Here is a 14894-nt window from a genome sequence, read left to right as displayed (position 1 = left end):
CCGGCATGGCTGCGGGGTACGGTGGAGCCATGCCTTCCCGCCTTTCCCCCGTTCCGTGTGCCCGCACGGCCGCCTCGTTTGCCCCCATGGGAGGCTCGAGTGTCCGGCGCTGGCTGCGGGGGCCGGCGGCTGCCGCGGTACTCGGCCTGGCCCTGGCGGGATGTTCGCCGGTGAGCTCGGTGGAAAATGCCGACGTTCCGAAGTGGCGGGCTACTGCCCTGCCATCATCTCCGGCCAACGTGGTGCTGCAGGACTCGGGGAAGATCCTCAACCGGGACCGCATCGTGCAGGAAGCCGCAAGGGTGCCCGCCGGCAGCTACACCCTCGCGGCGGTGTGCGACGGCACGGGCAAGGCATTCTTCGCCGTGTCGCTGGACGGCAAGGCCGTGGCGGAAGCCGGGGCAGCGTGCAATGGCCGGCAGGAATCCACCAGGATCACCCTTCCAGCCGCCGGACGGGTGGAAATCAGCACCTCCAGCGTGGACGCTCCGCTGCTCTACGCCTACCGGCTGGTGCCCGCGCAATAGCCCCTCCTCCGGCTCTGGCCCGCCGCCCGTTGCGGGCATAAGGTCGGACTATGCCCAGCGTGCGGAGAAACTCCGCGCCCCTTACCCGAGGGACAGCACGGGCGCCCCTGGCACCGAAGCCGGCGGCCGCCGTCGCCCTTGGACTTGTGCTTGCGGCAGGTGCGCTGGCGGCCTGTGAATATACGTACGACGACCGCGCCGGAAGCGCGCAGGGTACCGCTACCGTCGCCCCGGCGCCGGCCTTCACCCGCGACCCGCTGCAGCAGGACCCGGTCAGCGACGCCGAGCTTGGCGACTGGGTGTCGCGGGCACTGCCGGAGAGCGCCGGTCCCGTGGTCCAGGCCGATGCCGGGCTCCTGGGCGCCGGGGAGGTACGGCATGTTTCGTCACCGGTACTTGAGACCGGAACCTACATCCTGGCCATCGCCTGCCGGAGCCAGCGCCGGGTGACCTTTACGGTGCGCACCGAAACCCTCACCTTGGTGGACTTGGCCCTGCGGTGTGGCATCAACCGCGAAAACGTCATCTACCTGTCAACGGACAGCGTCCTCACGGTCCGGGTGGAGGCCAGGACGCCTGCCAACTACGCCTTCCGCGTGCGCCGGCTTTGAACGCGTCTGCTACGCCGCTGCGCAGCCGTCCGGGCAGCGGAGGGTTTCGGGGCTGGCCGCACACTCGGCGCAGTACAGCGTCAGGGTCCGGCAGCTGGGGTTGGAGCAGTTCTCGAACTTGTTGGTGGGTGCGGAGCAGCGGGCGCACGCACCGATGGTCTTGGCGTCCTCGCTGAACTCCAGGTGCATCCGCTTGTCGAAGACGTAGAGCGAGCCTTCCCAAAGTCCCTGGTCCTTGAATGCTTCGCCGTACCGGACGATGCCGCCGTCCAGCTGGTACACCTCTTTAAAGCCGCGGTTCACCATCAGGCTGGAGAGCACCTCGCAGCGGATGCCTCCGGTGCAGTAGGTGACCACCGGTTTGTCCTTCAGGGCGTCGTACTTGCCGGAGTCCAGCTCCTTGATGAAGTCATGGGTGGTGGCCACGTCCGGGACCACCGCGTCCTTGAACCGGCCAATTTGCGCTTCGAACGCGTTCCGTCCGTCGAAGAAGACCACGTCCTCGCCGTCCTGCTTCCGGGCCTCGACGAGCTCGTGCAGCTGCTCGGGCTTGAGGTGCTTCCCGCCGCCGACCACTCCGTCCGCGTCCACCTTGAGTTCTCCGGGAGCACCGAAGGAGACGATCTCGTCCCGCACCTTGACGCTGAGCCGCGGGAAGTCCTCCGCGCCGCCGTCGGACCACTTCACGTCGATGCCGCGGAAGCCGGGGTATTCCCGGGTGGTTTTGACGTACTGCTTAACGGCGCGGATTTCCCCGCCCACCGTGGCGTTGATCCCGTCCTTGGAGATGAGGATGCGGCCGGTCAGGCCCAGCTTCTCGCACAGCGCGCGCTGCCAGAGCCGCACCGCATCGGGATCGGCGATGGGGGTAAAGCCGTAAAAGAGCACAATCTTGTTCAAAGCCACGTATTTAAGGGTACCGGCTGGGCTGCCTGTCCCTGCCTGCCCCGCATAACCCAGCCCTGGTGCTCATCACAATTGCATAAGCACTTCCACACCCCCTGTTGCTGGCGATCGGGCTGGAATATTGTTCATCCCATGAGTCCGGAAACCCTGGTTGAAGACATCACTGGCCTGCTCGAAGTGTGGGTTGCCGGCTGGGCGGGATGTCGCGGCTACCGGACCTCCACGGAGGGCCGCTTCCCCTCCGTGCTCCGGTCCGACACAAGTGGGGAGTGGGAAGTCTTCGCCTCCGAACCCACGGCCGATGAGTTCGCAGCACTGGCCGCCAGGACGGCCGAATCCCCGGCCCGCGTGCTCACCGTCCTCACCAACGACCCCTCCCGGTATGCGGACCTGGCTGCCCGGCACGGGCTGAATGTCACCTCAGACACGCAAACGATGATGATCGTGGACATGGAGACCCAGGACGCCGAGGACCCCTGGCTTTCCGACGATGAGCTGAGCCTGTCCACCTTCGAGCAGGATGGCGTCCACTATGCCGAGGTCCGTTCCGGAGATGCCCTAGCGGCGAGCGGCAGGGTGTTCGTAGTGGGTGACACCGCAGTGTTCGACAAGATCATCACCGAACCCCGGTTCCAGCGCAGGGGCCTGGGCAGCTTCATCATGCGCGCCCTGGCGGCCCAGGCCTTCGGCCACGACGTGAGGACCGGCCTCCTGCTGGCTTCGGTAGACGGGCAGAAGCTCTACTCACACCTCGGCTGGACCACGGTAGCGCGGGTCCTGATGCTCTCGGCGTCCCACGAGGGCGCGGACCTCTCGCTGAGCTGAAGCTGGCTGCCCGGTTTTTCCGTGGGCGAACCGCTGGCCGTGCGTTAGGCGCCGGATGAAAGAATGGTGGGGTGAACCCCCATGACTCCCTGATTCCTTTGCTGGGCCGCGGCCCGGACCCGGAGCAGCTTCGTCATGTCCATACCATCCCCGCGCGGGAGGCGGTCCACGCACCATGGCCTGAGTGGCTGCATCCGGACATCGCTGAGGCATACGGCTCCCTCGGCATCCGGGAGCCATACCTGCATCAGGTGGATGCGGCCAACGCAGCCCACTCGGGCCAGCACGTCGTGGTGGCTACCGGAACCGCATCCGGAAAGTCCCTGGCGTACCAGCTGCCGGCGCTGGACGCGATCCACCGGTCCGAGCTGCAGGTGCTCGCGGACCCGGGAAAAATCCACGACGACGGCGCCGTCACCCTCTACCTCTCCCCCACCAAGGCCCTGGCAGCCGACCAGTTGAACGCCATCCGTGCCCTCAAACTGCCCACCGTCCGGGCCGAAACCTACGACGGCGATACTGATCCGGCCGCGCGCCGGTGGATCCGGGACCACGCCAACTTCATCCTGGCCAACCCGGACATGCTGCACTTTGGCATCCTTCCCAACCACGCCTGGTGGGCAGGGTTTTTCCGCCGGCTGCGCTGTGTAATCGTGGATGAGGCCCACAGCTACCGCGGCGTGTTCGGATCGCATGTGGCCAACCTGATGCGGCGGCTCCGCAGGATCTGCGCCTATTACGGGGCAGGAACGGCGTTCCCGGAGCCCGTGTTCATTGCGGCCTCCGCCACCGCTTCGGAGCCCGATGTCTCCTTCTCCCGCCTCATCGGCGCCCCCGTAAAGCCGGTGTCCAGCGACTGTTCGCCTCACGGGGCCACCACCGTGGCATTGTGGGAACCGGCGCTGACCGAAGTCCGGGGCGAGAACGGAGCCAAGGAGCGGCGGACCGCTGTTGCGGAGACTTCGGACCTGCTGGCCAACCTGGTGTCAGCCCGGATCCGCACCATTGCCTTCATCAAGTCCCGGCGCGGGGCCGAGACCATCTCCGCCATCACCAAACGCCTCCTTGACGAGGTGGATCCCAGCCTTCCCCAGCGGGTGGCGGCCTACCGTTCCGGATACCTGCCGGAGGAACGGCGTGCTGTGGAAAAAGCCCTGCGTTCAGGGCAGCTGCTGGGCGTTTCCAGCACATCCGCCCTGGAGCTGGGCATCGACATCTCCGGCCTTGACGCCGTCCTGGTGGCCGGCTGGCCGGGCACGCGCGCATCGCTGTTCCAGCAGATAGGCAGGGCCGGCCGCGCGGGCCAGGACGCCATTGCGGCGTTTGTGGCCAGCGACGATCCGCTGGACACGTTCCTGGTGAACCACCCCGAAGCCATCTTCGACGTATCGGTCGAGGCGACCGTCTTTGACCCGTCCAACCCCTACGTGCTCGGACCGCACCTGTGCGCGGCGGCAGCGGAACTTCCGCTGGGACCTGCCGAGCTTGACCTCTTCGGCGGAACCGCCGAAATGCTCCTGGACCGGTTGGTGGCACAGGGCTACCTCCGGCGGCGGCCCGCGGGCTGGTTCTGGACCCACTCGCAGAGCGCCGCCGCCATGGTCAATCTCCGGGCCGACGGTGGCGGGCCGGTCAGCATCGTCGACGCCGAGACCGGTTCCCTCCTGGGAACCATGGACTCGCCGCAGACCCACTACCAGGCGCACACCGGAGCGGTGTACGTCCACCAGGGCGACACCTACGTGGTGGAGGACCTGAACGAGGACGACCATTGCGTCATGGTGCGCCGGGCAAATCCCGACTTCTACACCACTGCACGGGATGTGACCCAGATCGAGGTGCTGGACACCGTGCGGACCATGCAGTGGGGTGATGTCACGGTCCACTTCGGCGACGTGAAGGTCACCACGCAGGTTGTCTCCTTCCAGCGCAAAGCCCTGATTTCCAACGAGGTCCTTGGGGAGGAGCCGCTTGAGCTGGGTGCACGTGAGCTCTTCACCAAGGCGGTCTGGTTTGTGGTGGACAATCGTTCGCTGACCGGGGCCGGACTGATTGAAGCGCAGTTCCCCGGTGCCTTGCACGCAGCGGAACACGCAGCAATCGGGCTCCTGCCCCTCGTTGCGTCCAGCGACCGCTGGGACATCGGCGGGGTTTCCACGGCACTGCACGCCGACACCGGAGTGCCCACCATCTTCGTGTACGACGGGCACCCCGGCGGCGCAGGGTTCGCTGAGCGTGGCTTCGACAAGGCCATGGTGTGGCTCGCGGCCACCCGGGACGCCATCAAGGCCTGCGAGTGCGAGGCGGGCTGCCCGTCCTGCGTCCAGTCCCCAAAGTGCGGAAACAAGAACAACCCGCTGGACAAGGCTGCCGCGGTGACCCTGCTGGATGTCCTGCTCAAGGACGCCACGGAAGCGGTGCCGGTGGAACAGGAAGCCCGGAACTGACTCCCGCAAGGCCGCGATTCCTATGGTGGAGGTCCGGCCCGGGCACGACCGGTGGCCGCGCCCAACAGTGAGCGCTCCGCAAGCTCGGTCCGCACCTCAATGGTTTGTCCCGCCCCCTCGGTGCAGCCGAGGACCGTTGCCGCGTGGCGGGCTGCCACCTCGGCGGCAACCGTGCAGGGCTCGCCACTGCTGATGCCGCGAAGTGCGTCCGCCGCCGCGAGCGCGGCCAGGTCTGCGGCCGAGGCCGCACGGCTTGCAAGTACCGCTGACTGGGCCAGCAGCAGCATGACCGCCATGGCCGTTATGACCACAAGCCCCAGCCCTGCAGCCAGAACCGTCCCTGAGCCGCGCTGACTGCCATCTGCGATGCCCGACCGCCACCGGCCGGTAGAAGGCCTGGAAAGAGGGCGGTACCGACTGGCCGTGCCGCCTCCGCACTGCCCAGTTAGAGCGCTGTTGCACTGCCTGGCCGGGCCGCCTCCGCACTGCCCGGTTAGAGCGCTGTTGCACTGCCTGGCCCGGTTACCTGCGTTACCCACAGGGCGTAGCTTGGCTTGCCCCATCATTTGAGCCCTGCGCCCTCGGTCAGGCCACCGCCAACGCCACCACCCACTCCGGTCCCCGCTGTTTCACTGCGCGTTGTGGCACGGGCGGTGAGGGTCCAGGGGATGGCGGATCCTAAAGGTCCTGATACCCGGTCCGTCACGGTGACGCTGAACCATCCGCCGTCAGCAGAGACGGATGCCGCCGCCGAGCCGCCGGCAAGCGTCCGGACTGTCCGTTCCACCGCTGCCGGGTCATCGCCTCTCGCCAAAGCCCTGGCACCGGCCCGGGCTCCCTCTTCGATACGCAGCTGCGTCATGCCCGCGGCGGCACCGGCAAGCAGCATGGCCAGCAGCGCCAGCACGGCAGGAAGTGCCACGGCAAACTCTGCCGTTACCGCACCGCGTGCTTTGACTACTGCGTTCAATGCCCTGCCTCCATGCCCACCGCCGTTCCCGCTGGCTGCTTTAGTGCCGGTGATGCGGCAACACGCGACTGCGACCCCGGACACCGGGCTGCTGACGACTCGGCTGCAGTCCACGCTGCCGGTGCTAGTTGGAAGCGGTCGCCCGGAACGAAGGAGAGTCACGGCAGGTGTTGGTGTCACGGCAGCGCCAAGGCGGTGCGAATGAGGTTGAGCAGGAAACCCCGAACTTCATCGCTGCGGAGGATGAACACAAGCAGCCCGGCAAACCCAACCGCGGCCAGGGTGGCAATGGCATACTCCGCAGTTGCCATTCCGGCTTCGGAACACATCAGCGTTGCGGTGCGCGGGGACTTCGGCGAGGCGCCGGCTGGACCGGACACGACTGGGCGGCTATCCACCGAGCGGGGACCAACAAAACCATGCCCCACTGAATTGGGGTAGAGCTCCACCACGTTGCCTGGCAGAGGGACGGACGTGGTCGGGGCTGAAACTGTTGGGGCCGATGCCTTCCTGGAAGGTGCGTCCACGAGCGGTGCAGGGCTGGAAGGGTATTGGGTGCCGCCGGAGTTACGAAGGCGGCCGTCACCTCGACCGGACTGCAGCGGCCCTGGCCGCAGTCCGGAAGCGGCGAGCGCTGAGGTCCCGGCGGAGTAGCTGGCGGAGTACTGACGACGGCGGTGGTTGGTGGACATATGGTTTCCTTTCGGTTGTTTGCCGGTGGCTTTGCCGGCTGCCTTTGACTCTTCCCCGCGTAGCTGTTGCCGGTAAGGGAAGCGGTTCGCTAAGTGGAAAAGCCGGGCATCTCTCCCTGTGTGGAGGAAGAGACGCCCACGAATGACTGCACGTGAAGCAGGCCGGAACCATGGACTCTGGGAGCTGGATGGCTGGCCTGCTGGGAGCCTGACGGCACTCGCCCGCTAAAAGCCTGACGGCACCAGGGCCAGCAGCACCGGAACGACTCCCAGGCAAATGAAGGCAGGAAGCGAGCACAGGCCCAGCGGAACCACCAGCTTTACCCCGAGCGAGGCAGCCCTCTTTTCCCCGGCCCGGAACCGCTCGCGGCGAAGCCTTGCGGCCTGGGCATAAAGGATCGCGGAGGACGGGGCGCCGGTGAGGGCTGCGAAGGCCAGGGCATCACGGAGCTCCAGGATCCCGGTGCTGCGGACGGCGGAGCTGCGCCAGGCGGTCTCCCAGTCGGCGCCGATGGCCAGCGCCGAAACCACGGGCCGCAGCGAGTCTTTGTACTCCGGTGCCGCCGAGGCGGCCACCAGCTCGAGCGATCGCCCAATCCCGGCCCCGGCATCGAGCATCGCTGCAACGAGTTCAAGCATCATCGCCGTATCGTTCAGGCCCCTGCCGTGACTGCTTCCGGGCCCAGCGGTGGCCTTTGCACCCGGCACCGGAATCGACAGGCGGCGAAGCCGTTGGCGGGAACGGTCATGGCTGGAACAGGCGAGCCAGGCGCCGGCCGCGAGCAGCAGGAAGAGCGCGAGACCCGGGCCCAAACCCGTGCTCATGGAGTTCCTGACCCGGCGGCCGCCGCTACAAGTCGCGCGGACCAGGCCCTCCCCGCAACCGTGAGGACTGCTCCGCCCAACAGTGCCGCCAGTCCTGGAGGTGTTCCCAGCAGGGTGGCCAGTGGGTCCACCCCCAGGGCCGCACCCAGTCCAAGACCCATCAATGGAAGCCAGGTCAGTAGCCGGACGGTTGCCTTGGGCCCGGCGAGGGCTGTTTGCCGCGCCGCGTCTGCGTCATCCTCCGCTTCGAGCTGGGCCGCAAAGCGCGCCAGCACGTCGGCGAGCGGACATCCGCTGGCTTCTGCGATGTCGAAGCAGGCAGCGAGCTGGGACCAGGTCCGGGCCTCCCTGTCCCTGCCCTTGAAGGCTGTGGGCAGTGCCCGCCGGATGGCTTCGGCTACGGGAGCTCCCGTTGCGGCAGCCGCCCGCGCGGACGCGAGTACGGCAGCTGATCCCTCTGAGAGCGCCGAGCCGGGGTGGAGTGGCCCCCAATGCGGCTGCCCGTTCCCGTTGGGGACGCCGTAGACCGTCCAGAGTTCGTCCCACAGACGCCCAGGTGTTCGTCCACCCCTGAGCAGCGCCGCAAGCTGCTGCACCACCAGGGTCAGGCCGGGCTGTCTCGTCGTTTTGGCGTTTCCGCCGGCCGCCCTGGCCCACGGCAGTTTCCGAATCCTTGGAAGCGCGGGCGATTTGGAACTGCTCCTGGTTGCTGCCCGCAGCCTGGAGGCAGCATCCAGGGGCGGCTTGAGGAGCAACAGCACAGCAGCGCACAGCACCAGGGTGAAGAGAGGAGTCACAACACGCCCTCGGGGTCCATCCCCAGCCGGGCTGCCAGCGCCGGCCATGCAGGGCCCGGAGTCCCCGATTGTCCAACGGCCGGCACCACCGTCAGTCCTTCCGGGCCGTCGTTGATGAGTCCAATGCACAGGACTTCCCTTCCCCGCTGCGTCCTGCCGACGTGGATGACCACATCCAGCGCGTTGGCCGCCTGGAGCCGCACCGCCTCGGGGCCGAGCCCTGCGAGCGCGCCGAGGGCGTTGAGCCTGGCGGGTACGGCTGCTGCCGTATTTGCGTGAATGGTGCCTCCGCCCCCGCTGTGCCCGGTGTTCATCGCGGTGAGGAGCTCGCGTACTTCAGCGCCCCGGCACTCCCCCACCACCAGCCTGTCCGGGCGCATCCGCAGCGCCTGGCGAACCAGTTCCCCCAAGTCCACCGCGCCGCCGCCTTCAAGGTTTCCGTGGCGTGATTCGAGCGCGACGACGTGTGGGTGGACAGGGTTCAGTTCGGACGCGTCCTCGATCAGGACCAAACGCTCTTCCACGGAACACAGGCCGAGCAGGGTGGACAGCAGGGTCGTCTTGCCGGAGCCCGTAGCCCCGCTGATAAGGAAACTCAACCTTTGCGCGACAACCCTCTCCAGCACCGCACGCACTCCCGGCACGAACATGCCGCCGGAGCCCAGCTCCGCCATGGTGAAGACACGTTCCCTCCGGATCCGGACGCTCAGCAGCGTCCCGGACGTGGATACCGGCGGCAACACGGCATGGACACGGTAACCGCCGGCAAGCCTGACATCGACACAGGGTGAACCGTCATCGAGGCGGCGACCGCCTGCAGCCACGAGCCTGCAGGCCAGTGCCCGCAGCTGTGCCTCTCCGTCGAACAGGACGGCAACGCGTTCGATGCCCCGCCCCCGGTCCACCCAGACGGAGTCGGGAGCGTTGACGAAGATGTCTGTGACGCCGGGGTCGCGCGTCAGCTCCTGCAGCGGCCCCAGCCCATTGAGCTCGGCGCTGATCCGCTCCACGGCTGCGAGCGATCCGGCGGTACCTAACAATTTGCCCGTGGCCTGGACCGCCGCGGCCACTCGGGACGGCGTCACCGCTCCGGCCTCAGCCATCATCGACTCGCGGACGGATTCCAGCAGCCCGGAATCCACGGCCCTGCCGGTGCCGGCGGTGTCCCTGCCGCGCCCGGCGCGTCCAGCCTGGTTCGCTGCCAGGATCCGGGCGCTGCGCCGTTCCCCGAGGCCGCCCGCCCCTGGGGTCCTGCCCGTTTCCGGGGCCGACGTTATCGGAGTACCCCATGCCCGCCTCACGCCATGTCCTCCGCCTGCAGATCCTCTCCGAGCCAGTCGAGCACGGTTCCGCCGAAGTGCCGCACATTCCGCCGCTTACCCAGGTCCAAAAGCCGCCCGGATTCCATAGCCCCGGCGACAGCACGCAGTTCGGGGATACGGCCCTGCACCGGCAGCCCCACGGCCTCAGCGATCAGGGAACTGTCGAGCGCCGCGCCGGTCCGCCCCCGTACCAGGAGGGCCCCCTCCACCGGGGGAAGCTCCTGCAGCAGGCGTACGGCCGCCACCGCCGCCTTCAGCTGGGCCCGCACCACCAGCAAGATGCGGTCGCAGTCCCATGCCACTGTGTGGAGCGGCTCGGCACCGCGTCCCACGTCGACGACAACCAGTTCGTATCCCCGCCGCGCGGCGTCGAGAACCCCGGCTGCGGCAGCGGCGGCGACTGCAGCGGGCGGTTCCCGGGTGGCAGGCCAGGACAGGAAGGAAAAGCCGCCCGCGACCGGGAGGGAATCTGAGAGCTGCAGCGGGTCAATGCTTCCCCTGGCCTCGGCGAGGTCCGGCCAGCGCAGACCGGGACTCTCCTCGGCGGCAAGCGCCAGTTCCAGTCCTCCTCCCCAAGGGTCGCCGTCAACCAACAGAACCCTGGCGCCCAGCCCTGCCGCGGCCTGCGCTATCCAGATGGCGGCGGTAGTGGCCCCGGCGCCACCACAGCCGCCGATAACACCGAGGACCAGGCCGCCCGGACCCGGCGAGCGCGACCGGCTGAGATGGTCCGCCAGCCAGGCTGCGGCGTCAGGCAGCACTGCAACACGTTCGGCACCCAGAGCAGCCGCAAGATGCCAAAGGCTGTCCCCCTCGCCGTCAAGGCCCACCATGACCGCGGGCGTACTCCGCCGGGGCGGCAGTTCCCTAATGTCGCTTCCCACCAGGACGGCCGATGCAGAATCCCAGTAGGGCCCGCCCTCCACCGCGTCCTCGACGACGCGCAACTGGGCGCCGGCGGCTGCCACAATGCGCTCCACTTCGGCGCGGAGGACGCCGGCGGAGGTGACCAGCAGTACCTCGCCCGGACCCACCGCCACTGACGCACCCGGCACCGGATCGGCGAGCGATGCGTCGTGCCGGCCGGCACCATATGGCCCGGCCCCATAGTGACCGGCGCCATCCGGAAGCCATGGGGCACCACGTTCCCCCGTCCCGACGGACAAGGGATCCCCGGGCGCCAAGGGACTCCCCGGTGGTGCTGAGGCCGGATCCGTTGGCGGCCAGGAGGAAGCTCCCGTCTTTTCCTGCCCGGATGGCGCTGCGTTCAACTGGTGCCTGCTCATGGAACCACTTTGTTCCTGCACCATCGCCCAGGTAAGGGAGCACATCCTGTATGTGGACAACCCGGAACTGCGTCATCTCCAGACAGGGCACAATGGGAGCATGTACCTGCTGCTCGCCGCCCACCCCCGCGGCGCGGCCCTCCAGGAACTGACCCAGGCCGGGCATGCCCAGCCGGCCAACCCCGAACCCCAAGTGGTGGCACTCAGCGACCTCGCCGCCGTCGTCCGCGAACTCGAAGCCACGCGCCCGGGCGGCCTGCCGCCCCGCTGGATCTGGCACCGGACCCAGGACTGGTACCCGCAATTGCTCGCCTCCGGCGTAGAGGTGGAGCGCTGCTATGACATCACTCTCTGCGGCAATATCCTGGCCTTTTCCCAGTTCAGCGCCCACACGGAGTACGCCAGGACCACCGACCGAACCCCGGTGGAGGATCCCGTACTTCCGCCGAAGGCGCTGCTGCCGCCCCGTCCCCCCGCAGACCAAGGTGCGCTGTTCGATGATCCCGCGCCCGGACCGCCGCCGGGCGTTGCCCTTGAGGATCTCCGGGCGGAATACGCTGGCCAGCAGGCCGCACTGGCGGAGGTGGGCACGGAGGACAACCGCCGGAAGCGCCTTCAGCTGCTGCTTGCGGCGGAGTCTGCTGCCGCCATGGTAGCTGCCGAGATGCAGCACGCGGGCGTTCCCTGGCGGGAGGACCTGCACGAGCAGATCCTCGTCAGCCATCTCGGCCCGCGCCCGCCGGCCGGGCAGCGGCCACAAAAACTTGAAGCGCTGGCGGCGGAACTGCGTTCCCTGCTCCAGTCTCCCGGGCTCAACCCGGATTCTCCGCAGGACCTGATGCGTGCCCTCCACCGCAACGGGATCGAAGTGAAAAGCACGCGAAAGTGGGAGCTCAGGGAGCACGGCCATCCGGCCATCGAGCCGCTGCTGGAGTACAAGAAGCTTTCCCGCCTGCACACGGCCAACGGGTGGTCCTGGCTGGACGCCTGGGTGGACGGCGGCCGCTTCCGTCCCGAGTATGTGGTGGGCGGCGTAGTGTCCGGGCGTTGGGCCTCCCGGGGCGGCGGCGCCCTGCAGATCCCGCGCCAGGTCCGGGGCGCGGTGCACGCCGATCCAGGCCACAAGCTGATCGTTGCGGACGCATCGCAGCTGGAACCGCGCGTCCTGGTGGCCCTTGCCCAGGATGCCATCATGGCGGAGGCCGCACGCGACCAGGACCTCTATGCCGGCATCGCCGCCAAGGGTTTCGGCGGCGACCGGGCCAAAGCAAAAGTAGCCCTGCTGGGCGCCATGTACGGGGCCACCTCCGGCGAAGCAGGCCGGCTGATGCCGCAGCTGGCGCGCACCTATCCGCGCGCCGTGGATTTCGTGGAGAAGGCAGCAAGGGCGGGCGAGGCCGGCGGGACGGTGACCACGCGCCTGGGCCGCAGCAGCCCGCCGCCTTCGGAACGGTGGTTCCTGAGCCAGCGCTCGGCAACGGCGGAGGAGCAGCGCCGGGCGGAGTCCATCGCCCGGAGCCGGGGCCGCTTCACCAGGAACTTCGTGGTCCAGGGGTCGGCGGCGGATTGGGCGGCGTGCTGGCTGGCGGAATTACGACGGCGGCTGCGCGCCTTGCGGACGGCGGGCACGGGCGGCGGTGCCGGGACGGTTCGGGCTGAGCTGGTCTTCTTCCTGCACGATGAGGTGATGGTGCATGCGCCTGCGGACGGCGTGGACGTCTGCATCAGGGCGATCGAGGAATCGGCCAGGGCTGCGAAGGAGCTGTTGTTCGGTTCTGTCCCCGTCGAGTTTCCGGTCAGCCTCGCCGTGGTTGACTCGTATGACCTCGCGAAATAAGCGCCCCGCAAAGGCCGCCAGCGCTTACGTTCGAGATGCAAGGTAATCTACCCGGCGGTAGCTATGCGGGTCCGGTGACGGACGTTACAGTCATAGCGGCGACTGAAGCAGATCGGTCCGCACGCTGATGCAATGACGCATACCAGGGAGGTCCCCGTCCATGGCGGGAAGATTTGAAATCCACCGTGCAGGCGACGAGTCGTACCGGTTGCGGCTCACCGACGCTGAAGGGAATGTGGTTGCGGTGTCGCCAACCTTCAGGTCCCTCAGCCTGCTCCGTGACGGCATCAACGCCATGCGCGAGAACGCCGCCACCGGAATCGTGGTGGACCTGCGCCAGCAGGCCTGAAAATCAGACCCCCATGGGATGCAGCCGGTTTCGGTCCCAGGGAACCGACCAGCCGAGCTGGTCGAAGAGGCCGCTCAAAACAATCCCGGTGAAGCCCCACACCACCACGCCGTTTACGGTGAAGGCAGGACTTTCAAAGGTGCGTCCTGCCCGGTGCACGGTGGCCATCACCCTGTTGTCCGGATCCAGGAGGTCGCGAACCGGGATGCGGAATACCTGCGCGGATTCAGCGTAGTCCACCACCCGGACCGGAGACGGGGCATGCCACCATCCGAGCACTGGCGTCACCAGGAAGTTGCTGTGGGCCAGGCCCAGTTCCTGCAGCGTGCCCAGGACCTCTACTCCGTCCGAGTCCAGTCCGGTCTCCTCCTCGGCTTCGCGGAGAGCCGCGGCCACCGGGGTTTCTCCCCTGTCGATGCCGCCGCCGGGGAACGCAACCTGCCCCGGATGCGACCCCAGTGTGTGGGCGCGCTCCAGGAGCAAAACGTCGAGGTCGGCCGGCGCCAGCGGCTTGCCGGACTCCGCCGGGACATCGTCAAGGACGCCGAAAAGCATCAGGACAGCGGCCCTGCGGGCACGTGCGGCGTCCACCGTGAGTGCGGCCCAGCGGGGATCGGGCGGCCCGGCCGTTCCGGTTTCCGCCCTCCTTATCAGCTCGGCCAGGTCTTCGCGTGCGCTCACGGGGTCCTCGTCTGCGACGCCATCCGGATCTCGGCGGCCCTGTGCTGCTCTGCGAGGTACTGCTCAAGCAGTGCCTCGCTGCCAGGCGCAAGTTCATATTTCAGGAGCTTGGCCGCTTTGTCGGGATCAGTCTCGCCCAGCCCGTAACTGGGGCACCAGTTGGCAACGGGGCAGGCACCGCAGGCGGGCTTACGGGCGTGGCACACGCGGCGGCCATGGAAGATGACCCGATGGGACAGCATGGTCCAGTCCTTGCGCTCGAACAGTTCGGCCACGTCCTGTTCAATCTGCACTGGGTCCTCGGACTGGGTCCACCCAAACCGTTTGGCCAGGCGGGCGAAGTGCGTGTCAACGGAGATTCCCGGAACGCCAAACGCGTTGGCGAGAACCACGTTGGCCGTCTTCCGCCCCACCCCCGGCAGCGTGACCAGGTCCTCCATCCGGCCCGGGACCTCGCCGTCAAAATCGTCCACCAGGCGGGTGCACAGGGCAAGGACATTCCTTGCCTTTGCGCGGAAGAACCCGGTGGGTTTGAGGATGGTTTCAAGTTCCGTTGGGTCCGCCTCGGCCAGCGAACGCGCGTTGGGGTAGCGCGTGAACAGGACCTTGGTGACCTGGTTGACCGTCACGTCGGTGGTCTGGGCGGACAGGACGGTGGCCACGAGCAGTTCGAACGGGTTACGGAAATCCAGCTCCGCATGTGCGTAGGGGTATTTCTCGGCCAGGGCCCGGTGGATACGGCGCGCCCGCCGTTTCAGCGCCAGGACGGATTCGGACGAGACCGCCGGCATTCCGGCGGCCTGGCCCGCTTTGGTGCGC

16 protein-coding genes are annotated in these 14894 nt (G+C 67.9%); 6 read left to right on the top strand and 10 right to left on the bottom strand.

Annotated features, from left to right (window positions below):
• Positions 1 to 29 precede the first annotated feature (29 nt).
• Complete coding sequence (locus tag FBY30_RS09615) at positions 30 to 527, top strand: hypothetical protein (protein WP_142132673.1); 498 nt, start codon at positions 30 to 32, stop codon at positions 525 to 527.
• A 50-nt stretch (positions 528 to 577) separates the two neighbouring features.
• Entirely contained in the window at positions 578 to 1138 is a 561-nt protein-coding gene (locus tag FBY30_RS09610; protein ID WP_235009390.1) for a hypothetical protein, read from the top strand.
• Positions 1139 to 1147: 9 nt separating this feature from the next.
• Here the strand turns inward: FBY30_RS09610 and trhO are convergent, their stop codons facing one another.
• Positions 1148 to 2044: an oxygen-dependent tRNA uridine(34) hydroxylase TrhO gene (gene trhO / locus FBY30_RS09605; protein WP_142132672.1), complete on the bottom strand. Its 897-nt coding sequence runs from the start codon at positions 2042 to 2044 to the stop codon at positions 1148 to 1150.
• A 132-nt stretch (positions 2045 to 2176) separates the two neighbouring features.
• On the opposite strand from trhO, the gene FBY30_RS09600 reads away from it, so the two are divergent.
• Positions 2177 to 2869 carry a GNAT family N-acetyltransferase gene (locus FBY30_RS09600; protein WP_142132671.1) on the top strand — a complete coding sequence of 231 codons (693 nt, stop codon included), beginning with the start codon at positions 2177 to 2179 and terminating at the stop codon, positions 2867 to 2869.
• Between the two features lie 71 nt (positions 2870 to 2940).
• Positions 2941 to 5316 carry a DEAD/DEAH box helicase gene (locus FBY30_RS09595; RefSeq protein WP_142132670.1) on the top strand — a complete coding sequence of 792 codons (2376 nt, stop codon included), beginning with the start codon at positions 2941 to 2943 and terminating at the stop codon, positions 5314 to 5316.
• A 20-nt stretch (positions 5317 to 5336) separates the two neighbouring features.
• Here FBY30_RS09595 and FBY30_RS21225 read toward each other — a convergent pair whose 3' ends face one another.
• The 7 genes from FBY30_RS21225 to ssd all read right to left on the bottom strand — a co-directional run bounded on the left by FBY30_RS21225 (position 5337) and on the right by ssd (position 10962).
• Positions 5337 to 5612 (bottom strand): Rv3654c family TadE-like protein, encoded by a 276-nt coding sequence (locus FBY30_RS21225; RefSeq protein ID WP_236802932.1) that lies wholly within the window; start codon positions 5610 to 5612, stop codon positions 5337 to 5339.
• A 266-nt stretch (positions 5613 to 5878) separates the two neighbouring features.
• The gene (locus tag FBY30_RS09585) at positions 5879 to 6286 is read right to left on the bottom strand and encodes a TadE family type IV pilus minor pilin (protein ID WP_142132669.1); all 408 of its coding nucleotides are present in this window, start codon (positions 6284 to 6286) and stop codon (positions 5879 to 5881) included.
• 176 nt (positions 6287 to 6462) lie between these two features.
• Positions 6463 to 6978, bottom strand: coding sequence for a DUF4244 domain-containing protein (locus tag FBY30_RS09580; protein ID WP_142132668.1), 516 nt, complete (start codon positions 6976 to 6978; stop codon positions 6463 to 6465).
• A 225-nt stretch (positions 6979 to 7203) separates the two neighbouring features.
• Positions 7204 to 7803, bottom strand: a complete 600-nt coding sequence (locus FBY30_RS09575) for a type II secretion system F family protein (RefSeq protein ID WP_142132667.1) — start codon at positions 7801 to 7803, stop codon at positions 7204 to 7206.
• Entirely contained in the window at positions 7800 to 8600 is an 801-nt protein-coding gene (locus FBY30_RS09570) for a type II secretion system F family protein (protein WP_142132666.1), read from the bottom strand. Before FBY30_RS09570 ends, FBY30_RS09575 begins: the two co-directional genes overlap by 4 nt.
• Complete coding sequence (locus FBY30_RS09565; protein WP_442858276.1) at positions 8597 to 9901, bottom strand: TadA family conjugal transfer-associated ATPase; 1305 nt, start codon at positions 9899 to 9901, stop codon at positions 8597 to 8599. Before FBY30_RS09565 ends, FBY30_RS09570 begins: the two co-directional genes overlap by 4 nt.
• Positions 9898 to 10962: a septum site-determining protein Ssd gene (gene ssd / locus FBY30_RS09560; RefSeq protein ID WP_235009389.1), complete on the bottom strand. Its 1065-nt coding sequence runs from the start codon at positions 10960 to 10962 to the stop codon at positions 9898 to 9900. Before ssd ends, FBY30_RS09565 begins: the two co-directional genes overlap by 4 nt.
• Before the next feature lie 346 nt (positions 10963 to 11308).
• Here ssd and FBY30_RS09555 point away from each other — a divergent pair, with 346 nt between their 5' ends.
• Positions 11309 to 13045, top strand: a complete 1737-nt coding sequence (locus FBY30_RS09555; protein WP_142135078.1) for a bifunctional 3'-5' exonuclease/DNA polymerase — start codon at positions 11309 to 11311, stop codon at positions 13043 to 13045.
• A 160-nt stretch (positions 13046 to 13205) separates the two neighbouring features.
• The gene (locus FBY30_RS09550; protein ID WP_142132665.1) at positions 13206 to 13394 is read left to right on the top strand and encodes a YegP family protein; all 189 of its coding nucleotides are present in this window, start codon (positions 13206 to 13208) and stop codon (positions 13392 to 13394) included.
• Between the two features lie 3 nt (positions 13395 to 13397).
• Here the strand turns inward: FBY30_RS09550 and FBY30_RS09545 are convergent, their stop codons facing one another.
• Complete coding sequence (locus tag FBY30_RS09545) at positions 13398 to 14075, bottom strand: NUDIX hydrolase (protein ID WP_142132664.1); 678 nt, start codon at positions 14073 to 14075, stop codon at positions 13398 to 13400.
• Entirely contained in the window at positions 14072 to 14866 is a 795-nt protein-coding gene (gene nth, locus FBY30_RS09540) for an endonuclease III (protein WP_142135076.1), read from the bottom strand. Before nth ends, FBY30_RS09545 begins: the two co-directional genes overlap by 4 nt.
• Between the last annotated feature and the right edge of the window lie 28 nt (positions 14867 to 14894).

Source organism: Arthrobacter sp. SLBN-83, from assembly GCF_006715285.1.
Taxonomy (GTDB): domain Bacteria; phylum Actinomycetota; class Actinomycetes; order Actinomycetales; family Micrococcaceae; genus Arthrobacter.
The sequence above is the reverse complement of the archived record's forward strand: the minus strand, read 5'-3'. Positions and strand labels throughout refer to the sequence as shown.

Excerpts from the sequence above, each read along its gene's own strand:
- FBY30_RS09615 (WP_142132673.1), top strand. The coding sequence starts at position 30 with ATGCCTTCCCGCCTTTCCCCCGTTCCGTGTGCCCGCACGGCCGCCTCG.
- FBY30_RS09610 (WP_235009390.1), top strand. The coding sequence starts at position 578 with ATGCCCAGCGTGCGGAGAAACTCCGCGCCCCTTACCCGAGGGACAGCA.
- FBY30_RS09600 (WP_142132671.1), top strand. The coding sequence starts at position 2,177 with ATGAGTCCGGAAACCCTGGTTGAAGACATCACTGGCCTGCTCGAAGTG.
- FBY30_RS21225 (WP_236802932.1), bottom strand. The coding sequence starts at position 5,612 with ATGGCGGTCATGCTGCTGCTGGCCCAGTCAGCGGTACTTGCAAGCCGT.
- FBY30_RS09580 (WP_142132668.1), bottom strand. The coding sequence starts at position 6,978 with ATGTCCACCAACCACCGCCGTCGTCAGTACTCCGCCAGCTACTCCGCC.
- FBY30_RS09575 (WP_142132667.1), bottom strand. The coding sequence starts at position 7,803 with ATGAGCACGGGTTTGGGCCCGGGTCTCGCGCTCTTCCTGCTGCTCGCG.
- FBY30_RS09555 (WP_142135078.1), top strand. The coding sequence starts at position 11,309 with ATGTACCTGCTGCTCGCCGCCCACCCCCGCGGCGCGGCCCTCCAGGAA.
- FBY30_RS09550 (WP_142132665.1), top strand. The coding sequence starts at position 13,206 with ATGGCGGGAAGATTTGAAATCCACCGTGCAGGCGACGAGTCGTACCGG.
- nth (WP_142135076.1), bottom strand. The coding sequence starts at position 14,866 with ATGCCGGCGGTCTCGTCCGAATCCGTCCTGGCGCTGAAACGGCGGGCG.